The organism is Staphylococcus simulans (assembly GCF_025561465.1).
Lineage (GTDB): Bacteria > Bacillota > Bacilli > Staphylococcales > Staphylococcaceae > Staphylococcus > Staphylococcus simulans.
Genome location: NZ_CP095100.1, coordinates 2,043,828 through 2,060,302, shown reverse-complemented (window position 1 = coordinate 2,060,302; position 16,475 = coordinate 2,043,828). Strand labels below are relative to the sequence as shown.

Below are 16,475 nucleotides of genomic sequence, written 5' to 3'. Positions count from 1 at the left end.
TATGTTGATGTTTATAAACTATAATGTTGAAAGTCTTATTGTGCACATTAAAATATGCCGGTAATAGTAGATGCAACCGTAGTTTATATGTATTATGCACCATTATTTTTAAAATACATAACTGAATACTATAAAATACCATTAAAACTTCATGGAACCTATTTTATATACAATTGTGTCACTCCGTTTTATAATTATAAAGTAGTTCAAAATTTAATATATCGGAGGACATCAAATGAAGAAGTTGGATTTTTTGCCTAACTTAAGAAATCGCTATTCAATTAGAAGATTTACTGTAGGTACAGCATCTATTCTTATTGGATCACTTTTATTCTTAGGTCACAATGGCGAAGCCAAAGCAGCGGAGAGCACAAACGATAACACAGTTGTAGAGGCATCTAAAGATACAAGTACATCCCAACAAGAACCGGTAGAGAACACAGTGCCACAAGATAAAACAACAGACACTACTCAACAAGCTGGAAACACTCAAACTACATCCAATGTATTGGAGACAGTTAAGACAGACGCATTGTCTAAACTTTCTACATTTACACATTTAACTGAAGAATCAGTTAAACAATATACTGCTGAAGTTAAACAAGCTCAAACTGAAGCTGACGTTCAAGCAGTTGTTGACAAAGCACAAAAAGCAGAAGCTGAAGCAGTGAAACAAGCTGAAGCCGAACAAACGAAAACAGTTGATTCTACAAAAGAACAATCAGCAGCTACTACTGAAGTTCCTAAATCAACAACTGAGTCAGTTAAAGAAGAAACTAAAGCTGATACAACATCAGCAACAACTTCTGAAACAAACAATACTTCAGAAGCTAAAACAGTGACTTCAACAGACCAAGCAACACCAACAATAGAATCAACACCACTATCTACCGAACAAAAGGTAGATAAAGTAAAAACTGAACTTGCCTCAGATTATGACAGTTCAAAAGTAGATGCAGCATTAGCTGTTATCGATACTACAGATTTAACAGAGGACCAAATTAAAGCAGAAGTGTTAAAACTTTTACTTGAGCAAGGTTCAGCACAAAAAGACTTATACAGCCCACAAGCGACAAAATTAAGATCAGCAGTAGAAGAACCAACGACAGCAGTACGTACATTTTCAGTTGATACCTCTTTAAAAGATGATGTCGTGGTGACGCCTGAAAACTTTAATCAATACTTCATTACTCACGGGATTGCATACTATGATCAAACAAAAGGTATTGCTACATTAACTCCTGATTTTCCAAGTTTAAGAGGTTCAATTACTTTAGATACAAAAATGAACGTTAATAAAGATTTCCATTTTACCGGAGCAGTTAACTTGGGAGACAAATATGAAGGCCATTCTAGAGATGGGGATCCAGGTGGCGATGGACTTGCCTTTGTTTTCAACCCAGGTGATCCTAACGTCATTGGTGAGTACGGTTCAGGACTAGGAATGGGCGGATTGCCTTATGCATTTGGATTTAAATTAGACACGTATGTTAATAAAAGCTTTGACCCTAAAGGTAAAACTAAACCAGACCCGATTGATTTCTATAATAAAGGAGCATTTGGAGCATTTATATTCGCGGACAAAGCGGGAACAGTAACTACTCAACCAGGTTTACCTGGATGGAAAGCAGCATTGTTAGATGTTCAGCCATCAAATAACCAGTTCCAACCATTTACGATTGATTATGATGGTGATACGAAAGAAATGACTATCACATATGCAGGTCAAACCTGGACACAAAGTATGAAAAAATACTTTAGTTATACACATAAAAATGAGTATTCTTTATCAATTTCTGCTTCAACTGGTGGTGCATATAACCTACAACAAGTAAAACTTGAACAATTCACATATACTGCAGGTGCATTACTAGAAGAAGATTTTGTAGATACAGATTTACAAGAATTAATCGATAGACCACTCCGTACCTCAGGTGATGTTGATAAGATTATTACTGTACAAGACCACAATGCATATTTAGCAGAAAAAGGTTATAAGTTTGTAAGTGAAGATACATCATATGCGCCGACTTATGATGCAGCTAAAAAGACAATTAAATTAACTAATGCGAGTCAATTTCTTGTTTACTATGTTAAAGATATTGAAGCACCGAAAATTGGTGATATAGTAGCGCCAACAGTTGATGTTAATACAGCAATGACACCGTTAGTTTTAGATATTACTGATAATAGTAAGCATCTTAAAACGAAAACAGTGACAGGTTTACCTGCAGGTGTAACATTTGATGAAGCTACAAATACAATCTCTGGTACACCGACTGCAGTGGGTACGTCAACAATAACTGTAACTGCAACTGACCATGCTGGTTTAAGCACTACTAAAACATTTACGTATACAGTAGTGGATACAAAAGCGCCAGATGTTACTATGGTTGTAGAACAAACAACTGAAGCATATACACCGATGACACCAATTAATGTAAATGCTGAAGATAATTCTAAAGTTGCACCGACATTAGCAGTAACAGGTTTACCAACTGGATTATCATTTGACCCAACAACAAAACAAATTACAGGTACACCGACAACTGTTGGTACATCTACAGTAACAGTTAGCGCAACTGATGGTTCAACAAATGTTGGTACTTCAACATTTAATATTGTAGTAACGCCTAATAAAGCGCTTGAAGCATTAAAAGCAGCAGTCGCAGATGCGAAAACTGTAAATAAAAATGACTACACACCAAATAGTGTTGCAGCATTAGATGCGAAGTTAACTGAGGCAGAAGCATTAATTGCTCATCCTGAAAATGGTTCAACAGATCAATTTAATGCGAAAACTCAAGAGGTTAAACAAGCTAAAGATCAATTAGTGCGTAAAGCAGATAAAACAGACTTAGAAAAAGCTATTGCAGAAGCAAGTAAATATACAAACTTAGATCCAACTAAACCAATGGATCAACAATTAATTACAGCTTTAGCTAATGCGAAAAATACAGATGCAGATCAAAATGCGACTCAAAAAGCAGTAGATGACAGTAAAAATAGTTTAAATAACGCTATCCAAGAAAAATTAAGAGCGGATGCATATGAAAAACTACAACAAGCTGTAATGAGAGGTGTACAAGTCGCAAAAACAGATGGTTATACACCAAACAGCTTACAAGCCGTTAAAGATACGATTCAAAAAGTAAATCCATTAGTAACAGCATCTATGTCTGATGATCCAACAGTACGTAAACAATATACTGTTGAACAAATCGAACAAGCGACAAAAGACATCAATGATAGTATTTCTGGTTTAGTACGCCAAGCAGATAAAACAGAATTACAAAAAGCAATCGATAAAGCAGGTACTTTAGGTACATTAAATCCGGCAGATACTGAAGATAAAGCTGTTCAAGATAAATTAGCAGCAGCAAACACAGTTAAAGCAGATGGCAATGCCACAAAAGCACAAGTTGATCAAGCGACAGCTGATTTAAATAAAGCGATTGATCAAAAACTTTATCAAGATGCTTTAGATCGTTTGAATGCGGCAATTAAGGATGCGAAAGGTGTAAACCAAGCAGATTACACACCAGCTTCAGTGACACCATTTGATGCAGCAATTAAAGCAGGTGAAGCGAAAGCAGCAGATAAAACAGCTACACCTGAACAATTAGATGCAGCAGCAAAAGCAATCACTGATGCAAAAGCACAATTACAACATAATGCAGATAAATCAGCATTAGAAGCGGCAATTAATAAAGCCAAAGCATTAGGTGCGTTAAATGAAGCAGATGCTGAAGATAAAGCAGTCAAAGATGCCCTAACAGCAGGTGAAGGTGTTAAAGACAATGCGAACGCAACAACACAACAGGTAGCTGATGCGACAAAAGCTATTAATGATGCAATTGCAGCTAAAGAACATGCAGATGCATTAGATGCTTTAAAAGCAAAATTAGCTGAAGTCAAAGCGTTAGATAAAGCACCATTCACGCCTGATAGTGTGAATGCTTTAAATGCACAAGTGACAGCTGGAGATGCAGTAGTTGCAGCTGAAAAATCTAAAACAACAGAAGAAATCAAAGCAGCAACAAAAGCATTAACAGATGCACAAAATGCACTTGTGAAACAAGCAGATAAAACAGAATTAGAAAAAGCTATTGCAAAAGCGGGTACTTTAGGTCAACTTAATGCAGCTGATACTGAAGACAAAGCAGTTCAAGATGCTTTAGCAAAAGCAAACCAAGTCAAAGCAGATGGTAATGCAACTCCACAACAAGTGGCAGAAGCAACAGATACTTTAAATAAAGCAATCGACAAAAAACTTTACCAAGATGCCTTGGATGAATTAAATGCAGCAATTAGAGATGCAGAAGCTGTTACAAAAGCTAATTACACACCTGAAACTGTGACACCATTTGAAAAAGCAGTTACAGATGGTAAAGCAAAAGCAGCAGATTCAAATGCAACACCAGAACAACTTAAAGCAGCGGCACAAGCAATTAAAACTGCGAAAGATGCGTTAAAACAAAAAGCAAATAAAGCAGAGCTTGAAAAATCAATCGCAACGGCTGAAGCATTACAACCGTTAAAAGCAGGAGATCCTGAAGATGACGCAGTTAAAGCAGCTTTAGACAAAGCAAAACAAGTTGATGCGAACCAAAACGCTGACCAAGCAGCTGTAGATGCAGCGAAAGTCGAATTAGACAATGCAATTAAAGCAAAACAAACACAAGATGCAGCAGATGCATTAAAACAAGCAGCACTTGATGAGTTAAAAGCAGAACTTGCAAAAGTCGCTAAAATTGATAAAAACAACTTTACACCTGATAGCGTTGCACCATTAACTGAAAAAGAAACAGCAGGCAATGCGATTGTTGCTAACCCTGAAAATAAAACAGTTGATGAAATTAAAACAGCAACACAAGCGTTGAAAGATGCTGAAAAAGGATTACAAGCTAAATCTGATAAAGCAGCATTACAAGCAGCAATTGATAAAGCAGAAGCATTAACAGGTTTAAATCCCGCAGATGCAGAAGATAAAGCAGTCCAAGATGCTTTAGCAGCAGCTAAAAAAGTGAATGATAATCCAAATGCGTCACAAGCTGAAGTTCAAGCAGCTACAAAAACATTAAATGATGCCGTAGCAGCTAAGGAACATTCAGATGCATTAGATGCTTTAAAAGCAGAACTTGCAAAAGTGGCTGGTCTTAATAAAGATCAATACACACCAAACAGTGTAGCGCCTTTAAATACAAAAGAAGCAGATGGTAAAGCCATTGTTGCAGCACCAGAAGCTAAAACAACTGAAGAAATTAAAGCGGCAACGCAAGCGCTTAAAGAAGCAGAAGCCGGTTTAGTAGATAGAGCGGATAAAACTGCATTACAAACTGCGATTGAAAAAGCAGAAGCCTTACCAAACTTAGATGCAGCGGATAAAGAAGATAAAGCAGTTCAAGACGCCTTAGCAGCAGCTAAAACTGTTAAAGAAGATGCTAATGCTACACCTCAAGCGGTTCAAGCAGCTACAAAAGCATTAAACGATGCTGTAGCAGCGAAAGAACGTCAAGACGCATTAGATGAATTGAATAAAGCAATTAAAGCAGCAGAAGCTGTTAACAAAGATAGCTTTACTCCAGATTCAGTTGCACCATTCACAACAGCCTTAAATGATGGTAAAGCGAAAGCAGCAGATACAAATGCAACACCTGCAGAATTAAAAGCGGCAGCTAAAGCAATTACTGATGCACAAAATCAATTACAACCTGTAGCAGATAAAGCAGCATTACAAGCAGCCATTGCCAAAGCAGAAGCATTAAAAGATTTAAATCCAGCAGATAAAGAAGACAAAGCAGTTCAAGATGCTTTAGCAGCAGCTAAAACTGTAAATGATAATGCCAATGCAACACCTGATCAAGTCGCTCAAGCAACTAAAACATTAACTGATGCCATCGCAGCAAAAGAACGTCAAGATGCATTAGATGAATTACAAAAAGCATTAGATGCAGCTAACGCAGTTAAGAAAGATAACTACAAACCAAGCACTGTAGCACCGTTCGAAACAGCCGTTCAAGCTGGTGAAGCAGCCAAAGCTGATACTTCTAAAACTCCAGAACAGTTGAAAGAAGCAGCACAAGCAATCAAAGACGCGCAAAATGCATTACAAGCGAAAGCAAATAAAGCTGAACTTGAAAAATCAATCGCGACAGCTGAAGGTTTAGGTCAATTAAACGCAAATGATCCGGAAGACAAAGCAGTTCAAGATGCATTAAATAAAGCTAAAGCAGTTCAAGCAGATCAAAATGCGGATCAAGCAGCAGTTGATGCAGCTAAAAAAGCGTTAGATGACGCGATTAATGCTAAAAAAGCACAAGATGCTAAAGAAGCAAAAGAAGCAGCGGATGCAAAACAAGCAGCGCTTGATGAATTGAAAGCTGAACTTGCGAAAGTCGCTAAAATTGATAAAAACAACTTTACACCTGATAGCGTTGCACCATTAACTGAAAAAGAAGATGCAGGTAAAGCTATCGTTGCAGCACCAGATACGAAAACAACTGAAGATATTAAAGCAGCAATGCAAGCATTGAAAGATGCGCAAAATAACTTAGTTCAAAAAGCTGATAAAGCAGAGTTACAAAAAGCAATCGATAAAGCAAAAACTTTAGGTCAACTTGATCCTGCAGATAAAGAAGATAAAGCACTTCAAGATGCAGTAACTGCTGGTGAAGCGGTTAAAGCTGATGGTAATGCAACACCACAACAAGTGGCAGAAGCAACAAAAGCAATTAACGATGCCATCGCAGCAAAAGAACGTCAAGATGCATTAGATGAATTACAAAAAGCATTAGATGCAGCTAACACAGTTAAGAAAGATGACTACAAACCAAGCACTGTAACACCATTCGAAGCAGCAGTTCAAGCTGGTGAAGCAGCCAAAGCTGATACTTCTAAGACTCCACAAGAGTTGAAAGAAGCAGCCAAAGCAATCAAAGACGCGCAAAACGCATTACAAGCTAAAGCAAATAAAGATGAACTTGAAAAATCAATCGCGACAGCTGAAGGTTTAGGTCAATTGGATGCAAATGACCCAGAAGATAAAGCTGTTCAAGATGCTTTAACAGCAGCGAAAGCAGTTGAAGCAGATCAAAATGCTGATCAAGCAGCAGTCGATGCAGCGAAAAAAGCATTAGATGACGCAATTAATGCTAAAAAAGCACAAGATGCAAAAGAAGCTAAAGAAGCAGCGGATGCAAAACAAGCAGCTTTAGAAGCATTGAAAGCAGAGCTTGAAAAAGCGAAAGCTGTTCAAAAAGATAATTTCACACCAGACAGCGTAAAACCGTTAACTGATGCAGAAACTTCTGGACAGGCGATTGTCGATGCACCAGATGGCAAAACAACTAAAGAAATTGAAGCGGCTACTCAAGTATTAAAAGATGCTCAAAAAGATTTAGTTCAAAAAGCTGATAAAGCTGAGTTACAAAAAGCAATCGATAAAGCAACTGGTTTAGGACAACTTAACCCTGCAGATAAAGAAGACAAAGCAGTCCAAGATGCTTTAGCAACAGCTAATACAGTGAATGATAATCAAAATGCGACACCTCAAGAAGTTCAACAAGCAACAGAAGCATTAAACAATGCAATTGCGGCTAAAGAACGTCAAGATGCATTAGATGAATTGCAAAAAGCATTAGACGATGCAAAAGCTGTTAAAAAAGATGACTACAAACCAAGTACTGTAACACCGTTCGAAGTAGCAGTTCAAGCTGGTGAAGCAGCGAAAGTTGATACTTCTAAGACTCCACAAGAGTTGAAAGAAGCCGCACAAGCAATCAAAGATGCACAAAAAGCTTTAGAAACTAAAGCGAATAAAGCTGAACTTGAAAAATCAATCGCAACAGCTGAAGGTTTAGGTCAATTAGACCCAACTGATACTGAAGATAAAGCAGTCCAAGATGCTTTAAACAAAGCGAAAGAAGTTCAAGCTGATCCTAATGCTTCACAAGATGCTGTAGATGCAGCTCAAAAAGCATTAGATGACGCAATTAATGCTAAGAAAGCACAAGATGCGAAAGAAGCTAAAGCAGCAGCTGACGCAAAACAAGCAGCATTAGACGCATTGAAAGAAGAACTTGCTAAAGTTGCTAAAATCGATAAAGATAACTTTACGCCTCATACAGTTGCACCTTTAACTGAAAAAGAGGATGCAGGTAAAGCTATCGTTGCAGCACCTGAAAATAAAACAACTGAAGAAATTGAAGATGCTACACAAGCATTAAAAGATGCAGAAGCAGCGTTACAAGCTAAATCTGATAAAGCGGCATTACAAGCAGCCATCGATAAAGCAAATGCTTTAGGTCAACTTGATCCTACTGATAAAGAAGATAAAGCTCTTCAAGACGCAGTTACTGCAGGTGAAGCTGTCAAAGCGGACGGAAATGCAACACCACAACAAGTTCAAGAAGCAACAAAAGCAATCACTGATGCCATCGCAGCAAAAGAACGTCAAGATGCATTAGATGCATTACAAAAAGCATTAGACGATGCGAAAACTGTTAAGAAAGATGACTACAAACCAAATACTGTAGCTCCATTTGAAGCAGCTATTACTGCAGGCGAAGCAGCAAAAGCAGATGCGACTAAGACTCCTGAAGAGTTGAAAGCAGCAGCTAAAGCAATCACTGATGCTAAAAATAATCTTGAAGCGAAAGCTAACAAAGATGAATTGAACAAAGCAATTACTACTGCAGAAGGCTTAACTTTAGATCCAAACGATAAAGAGGATAAAGTAGTCCAAGATGCATTAGCAAAAGCTAAAGAAGTTCAAGCAGATCAAAATGCTACGCAAGCAGCAGTCGATGCAGCAAAAGCAGCATTAGAAGATGCAATTAATGCTAAAAAAGCTCAAGATGCAAAAGAAGCTAAAGAAGCGGCTGACGCAAAACAAGCAGCGTTAGATGCATTGAAACAAGAGTTGGCTAAAGCAGCACAAGTTGATAAAAACAACTACACACCAGACAGTGTGAAACCATTGACTGATTCACAAACAGCAGGACAAGCGATTGTTGACGCACCTGAAAATAAAACAACTGAAGAAATTGAAAAAGCAACACAAGCATTGAAAGATGCACAAGCAGGTTTAGTTGCAAAAGCGGATAAAGCAGAACTTGATAAAGCAATCACTGCAGCAGAAGGCTTAACTTTAGATCCAAATGATAAAGAAGATAAAGCCGTTCAAGATGCATTAAATAAAGCAAAAGAAGTTCAAGCAAACCCTAACGCAACTCAAGAAGAAGTTAATGCAGCGAAAGATGCTTTAAATAAAGCAATCGAAGCAAAAACTGCTCAAGATCAAGCAGATGCAGTCAAAGCAGCACTTGATGCATTAAAAGCAGAGCTTGAAAAAGCGAAAGCTGTTCAAACTGATAAATTCACTCCAGATAGTGTGAAACCATTAACTGATGCTGAAACAGCAGGACAAGCAATTGTTGATGATCCAACAGGTAAAACTGTTGAAGAAATAAATAAAGCAACACAAGACTTAAAAGATGCACAAGCAGGTTTAGTCGCAAAAGCGGACAAAACTGAACTAGAAAAATCAATTGCAACTGCAGAAGGTTTAGGTCAATTAGACCCAGCTGATAAAGAAGATAAAGCCGTTCAAGATGCCTTAGCAGCAGCTAAAGCAGTAGAACAAAATCCTAATGCGACACAAACTGAAGTTGATAATGCGAAAGCAGCGTTAGACGAAGCAATTAATGCTAAAAAAGCACAAGATGCAAAAGAAGCTAAAGAAGCAGCGGATGCAAAACAAGCAGCATTAGATGCGTTGAAAGTAGAGCTTGAAAAAGCGAAAGCAATCAACAAAGATGAGTACACACCAGACAGTGTGAAACCATTAACTGATGCACAAACAGCAGGACAAGCGATTGTTGATGCACCGGATAATAAAACAACAGCAGAAATTGAAGCAGCAACCCAAGCATTGAAAGATGCTCAAAAAGACTTAGTTCAAAAAGCTGATAAAGCTGAGTTACAAAAAGCAATCGATAAAGCTAATACTTTAGGTAACCTTGACGCGAATGATCCAGAAGACAAAGCGGTTCAAGATAAATTAGCAGATGCTGAAAGAGTTAAAGCTGATGATAATGCAACGCCACAACAAGTAGCAGAAGCAACAAAAGCATTAAACGATGCTATCGCAGCGAAAGAACATCAAGATGCTTTAGATGAATTAAATAAAGCAATCGACGCAGCAAACGCAGTCAATAAAGATGACTTCAAACCAAATACAGTGAAACCTTTAGAAGATGCGGTTAAAGCGGGTGAAGCTGCAAAAGCGGATGCGACTAAGACTCCACAAGAGTTGAAAGACGCAGCCAAAGCAATCACTGATGCTCAAAAAGCTTTAGAAGAAAAAGCTAATAAAGATGAGTTAAACAAAGCTATTACAAATGCTGACGGTCTAACTTTAGATCCAACAGACGCAGAAGATAAAGCAGTCCAAGATGCTTTAAATAAAGCGAAAGAAGTTCAAGCAGATCCTAATGCTTCTCAAGCAGATGTTGATGCGGCAAAAGAAGATTTAGAAAATGCAGTGAACGCTAAGAATGCACAAGATGCAAAAGAAGCTCAAGCAGCAGCGAAAGCTAAACAAGACGCTTTAGATGCATTAAAAGCAGAGTTAGAAAAAGTCGCTAAAATTAACAAAGACAACTTCACTCCAAACACAGTTGCACCATTAACTGAAAAAGAGGAAGCTGGTAAAGCGATTGTTGCAAATCCAGATGCGAAAACAACTGAAGAAATCAAAGAAGCAACTCAAGCATTAATTGATGCAGAAAATGCATTACAAGCTAAGTCAGACAAAGCCGCTTTACAAGCAGCGATTGATAAAGTGAACGCTTTAGGTGAATTGAATCCTGCTGATGCTGAAGATAAAGCCGTTCAAGATGCTGTAGCGGCGGGTGAAAAAGTTAAAGCTGATGGCAATGCAACACCACAAGAAGTGGCAGATGCTACAAAAGCTATTAACGATGCCATCGCAGCGAAAGAACGTCAAGATGCTTTAGATGAATTAAATAAAGCAATTGAAGATGCAAAAGCTGTTAATAAAGATGACTTCAAACCAAATACAGTGAAACCTTTTGAGGATGCGGTTAAAGCAGGTGAAACTGCAAAAGCAGATGCGACTAAGACTCCACAAGAGTTGAAAGACGCAGCCAAAGCAATTACTGATGCGCAAAAAGCTTTAGAAGCAAAAGCTAATAAAGATGAATTGAACAAAGTAATCACTACTGCAGAAGGTTTAACTTTAGACCCAGCTGACAAAGAAGATAAAGCAGTTCAAGACGCATTAGCTAAAGCAAAAGAAGTTCAAGCAGACCCTAATGCTTCTCAAGACGCAGTAGATGCAGCGAAAGCAGCTCTAGAAGATGCAATTAATGCTAAAGCTGCTCAAGATGCAAAAGAAGCGAAAGAAGCAGCAGACGCAAAACAAGCAGCATTAGATGCGTTGAAAGCAGAACTTGATAAAGCTATCACAACTGCTGATGGATTGAATTTAGATCCAACTGATAAAGAAGATAAAGCTGTACAAGATGCTTTAGAAAAAGCAAAAGAAGTTCAAGCAAATCCAAATGCGACTCAAGATGAAGTTAATGCGGCGAAAGATGCATTAAACAAAGCAATTGAAGATAAAACTGCTCAAGATAAAGCAGACGCAAAACAAGCAGCGCTTGATGAGTTGAAAGCAGAACTTGCGAAAGTCGCAAAAATCGACCTTAATCAATACACACCTGATAGTGTGAAACCTTTAACAGATAAAGAAATCGAAGGTAATGCAATTGTAGCTATTCCAGATGCAAAAACTACAGAAGAAATCAAAGCTGTAACACAGGCGTTGAAAGATGCTCAAGCTGGTCTAGTTCAAAAAGCTGATAAAGCTGAATTACAAAAAGCAATCGATGCGGCAAATGCTTTAGGTAACCTTGATGCTGCTGATAAAGAAGATAAAGCACTTCAAGATGCAGTAGCAGTTGGTGAAAAAGTGAAAGCTGACGGCAACGCAACACCACAACAAGTGGCAGATGCTACAAAAGCAATTAATGATGCGATTGCAGCAAAAGAACATCAAGATGCTTTAGATGAATTACAAAAAGCAATCGATGCAGCAAAAGCAATCAATAAAGATGACTTCAAACCAAATACAGTGAAACCATTAGAAGATGCAGTTGCAGCGGGTGAAGCAGCGAAAGCAGACGCGACTAAGACTCCAGAAGAGTTGAAAAAAGCGGCTAAAGCTATCACTGATGCGCAAAAAGCTTTAGAAGCAAAAGCTAATAAAGATGAGTTGAATAAAGTAATCAATAATGCAGAAGGTTTAACATTAGATCCGACTGACAAAGAAGATAAAGCAGTTCAAGACGCGTTAGCTAAAGCACAAGAAGTTCAAGCAGACCCTAATGCTTCTCAAGACGCAGTAGATGCAGCAAAAGCAGCTTTAGAAGATGCAATTAATGCTAAAAATGCCCAGGATGCAAAAGAAGCTAAAGAGGCAGCAGATGCTAAACAAGCAGCATTAGACGCATTAAAAGCAGAACTTGAAAAAGCGAAAGCAATCAATAAAGACGATTACACACCAAACAGTGTAAAACCGTTAACTGATGCAGAAACAACAGGCCAAGCAATTGTTGATGCTCCAGATGGTAAAACAACTGAAGAAATAGAAGCAGCTACACAAGCATTGAAAGATGCCCAAGCTGGATTAGTAGCGAAAGCAGATAAAGCGGAACTTGATAAAGCAATCAATAATGCGGAAGGTTTAACATTAGATCCGACTGACAAAGAAGATAAAGCCGTACAAGATGCATTAGACAAAGCAAAAGCTGTTCAAGCAAATCCAAATGCAACTCAAGATGAAGTTAATGCAGCGAAAGATGCGTTGAACAAAACAATTGAAGCGAAAACTGTTCAAGACAAAGCAGACAAAGTTAATGCAGCACTTGACGCATTGAAAGCAGAGCTTGAAAAAGCGAAAGCAATCAATAAAGACGATTACACACCAAACAGTGTAAAACCGTTAACTGATGCAGAAGCAGCGGGTCAAGCAATTGTCGATGCACCAACTGGCAAAACAGTAGAAGAAATCGAAGCAGCAACACAAGCATTAAAAGATGCGCAAGCTGGTTTAGTTCAAAAAGCAGATAAATCAGAGTTACAAAATGCTATCGATAAAGCTAACGCAATTGATAATCTTGAAGCGACTGATAAAGAAGATAAAGCAATCTTAGATGCAGTTGCAGCAGGTGAAAAAGTAAAAGCAGACGGTAATGCAACACCGCAAGAAGTGACAGATGCTACGAAAGCAATTAATGATGCGATTGCGGCTAAAGAACATCAAGATGCTTTAGATGAATTGAATAAAGCAATCGAAGATGCAAAAGCTGTTAATAAAGATGACTTCAAACCTAACACAGTGAAACCTTTAGAAGATGCAATTAAAGCGGGTGAAACTGCAAAAGCAGATGTGACTAAAACTCCAGAAGAGTTAAAAGAAGCGGCTAAAGCAATTAACGATGCTAAAAATAATCTTGAAGCGAAAGCGAATAAAGATGAATTGAACAAAGCTATTATTGAAGCTGAAGGTTTAACATTAGACCCAAAAGATAAAGAAGACAAAGCAGTTCAAGACGCATTGGATAAAGCAAAAGCTGTTTTAGAAGATCCAAATGCGACACAAGAAGCAGTGGACGCAGCGAAAGATGCGTTGAACAAAGCAGTTGAAGCTAAAGCAACTCAAGATAAAGCTGATGCAGTCAATGCAGCTCTTGAAGCGTTGAAAGCAGAACTTGAAAAAGCCAAAGCAATTAAAAAAGACGATTACACACCAAACAGTGTAAAACCGTTAGTTGATGCAATGGCAGTTGCACAAGGTATTGTGAACAATCCGGAATCTGTAACTGTTGATCAAATCAAAGCAGCAACACAAGCGTTGAAAGATGCACAAGCAGGCTTAGTTGCGAAAGCAGATAAGTCAGAACTTGATAAAGCAATCAATAATGCAGAAGGCTTAACTTTAGATCCAGCTGACAAAGAAGATAAAGCCGTACAAGATGCATTAGACAAAGCAAAAGCTGTTCAAGCAAATCCAAATGCGACACAAGCAGAAGTAGACGCAGCGAAATCAGCTTTAGAAGATGCAATTAACGCTAAAACTGCTCAAGACAAAGCAGACGCAGTCAATGCAGCTCTTGAAGCGTTGAAAGCAGAACTTGAAAAAGCCAAAGCAATTAAAAAAGACGATTACACACCAAACAGTGTAAAACTGTTAGTTGATGCAATGGCAGTTGCACAAGGTATTGTGAACAATCCGGAATCTGTAACTGTTGATCAAATCAAAGCAGCAACACAAGCGTTGAAAGATGCGCAAGCAGGTTTAGTTGCGAAAGCAGATAAAACAGAACTTGATAAATCAATTAATGATGCGGAACGTTTAACATTAGATCCGACTGATAAAGAAGATAAAGCCGTACAAGATGCGTTAGACAAAGCAAAAGCAGTACAAGCAGATGCTAATGCGACACAAACAGAAGTAGACGCTGCTAAAGATGCATTGAATAAAGCAGTTGAAGCTAAAGCAACCCAAGATAAAGCTGATGCAGTCAATGCGGCACTTGAAGCGTTGAAAGCAGAACTTGAAAAAGCGAAAGCTATCAATCAGGCTGACTTTACTCCTAACAGCGTTGAACCATTGGTAGATGCAATAGCTGTGGCACAAGGTATTGTGAATAATCCGGAATCTGTAACTGTTGATCAAATCAAAGCAGCTACACAAGCGTTGAAAGATGCGCAAGCAGGCTTAGTTGCGAAAGCAGATAAAGCGGAACTTGATAAAGCAATCAATAACGCAGAAAGCTTAACTTTAGATCCGACTGATAAAGAAGATAAAGCAGTCCAAGATGCATTAGAAAATGCAAAAGCAGTACAAGCAGATCCTAATGCTTCACAAGCAGAAGTAGATGCAGCGAAATCAGCTTTAGAAGATGCAATTAACGCTAAAATTGCTCAAGATAAAGCAGATGCAGTCAATGCAGCACTTGAAGCGTTGAAAGCAGAACTTGAAAAAGCGAAAGCTATCAATCAGGCTGACTTTACTCCTAACAGCGTTGAACCATTAGTTGACGCAATGGCAGTTGCACAAGGTATTATGAATAATCCGGAATCTGTAACTGTTGATCAAATCAAAGCAGCTACACAAGCGTTGAAAGATGCGCAAGCAGGTTTAGTTGCGAAAGCAGATAAAACAGAACTTGATAAATCAATTAATGATGCGGAACGTTTAACATTAGATCCGACTGATAAAGAAGATAAAGACGTACAAGATGCGTTAGACAAAGCAAAAGCAGTACAAGCAGATGCTAATGCGACACAAACAGAAGTAGACGCAGCGAAAGATGAATTGAACAAAGCAATCGAAGCGAAAACTACTCAAGACAAAGCAGACGCAGTCAATGCGGCACTTGAAGCGTTGAAAGCAGAGCTTGAAAAAGCCAAAGCAATTAATAAAGACGATTACACACCAAACAGTGTAAAACCGTTAGTTGATGCAATGGCAGTTGCACAAGGTATTGTGAACAATCCGGAATCTGTAACTGTTGATCAAATCAAAGAAGCAACACAAGCATTGAAAGATGCACAAGCAGGTTTAGTTGCGAAAGCAGATAAAACAGAACTTGAAAAAGCAATCCATAACGCAGAAGGTTTAACGTTAGATCCAACAGATAAAGAAGATAAAGCCGTTCAAGAAGCATTAGAAAAAGCGAAAGCAGTACAAGCAGATGCTAATGCGACACAAGCAGAAGTAGACGCAGCGAAAGATGCGTTGAACGAAGCAATCGAAGCTAAAGCAACTCAAGATAAAGCTGATGCATTAGCTGAATTACAAAATGCTTTAGATAAAGCACAATCAACAGATAAAACTAAATACACACCTGAATCAGTAGAAAAATTAGATGTATCAGTGAATACTGGTAAAGCGATTGTTGAAAATTCTAAAGAGGTATCAATCAAAGATATTCAAGAAACAACAAAAGCTATCGAAGATGCATTAAAAGCTTTAGAAGTTATTAAAGCTCCTAAAATTGAAAAAGAAACTGATAAAGTTAAATCAACATCAGGTAAATCAGTTGAAAGAACATCTGATAAAGCAGTTAAGAAATCAGAAGGTTCAAAAGCACAAACTAAAGCAAATAAAGCCAAAGTATTACCAAACACAGGTCAAGAAACTCCAGCAGATTCTAAATATGCTACATTAATGTTAGCAATTGGTGGTTTAATGGCATTGTTCGGCAGACGTAAAAAAGAAGATAAAGATAATACAGAAAAATAATCAAATCAACTTTTGAGCACTAAACAGTAAAAGATTTGAGAAAGTATTCACCCCTAGTTGGAATAATCTCCAGCTAGGGGTGTTTGCTTTTTATTAAGTTTTGAAGAATGCATCAATATGAATTATTTATATGACA

1 protein-coding gene is annotated in these 16,475 nt (G+C 38.1%); it reads left to right on the top strand.

Annotated features, from left to right (window positions below; all coding sequences use genetic code 11):
- The first annotated feature begins 235 nt into the window (after nt 1–235).
- Nucleotides 236–16,339, top strand: coding sequence for a lectin-like domain-containing protein (locus MUA87_RS09540; protein ID WP_262550646.1), 16,104 nt, complete (start codon nt 236–238; stop codon nt 16,337–16,339).
- Nucleotides 16,340–16,475 lie beyond the last annotated feature (136 nt).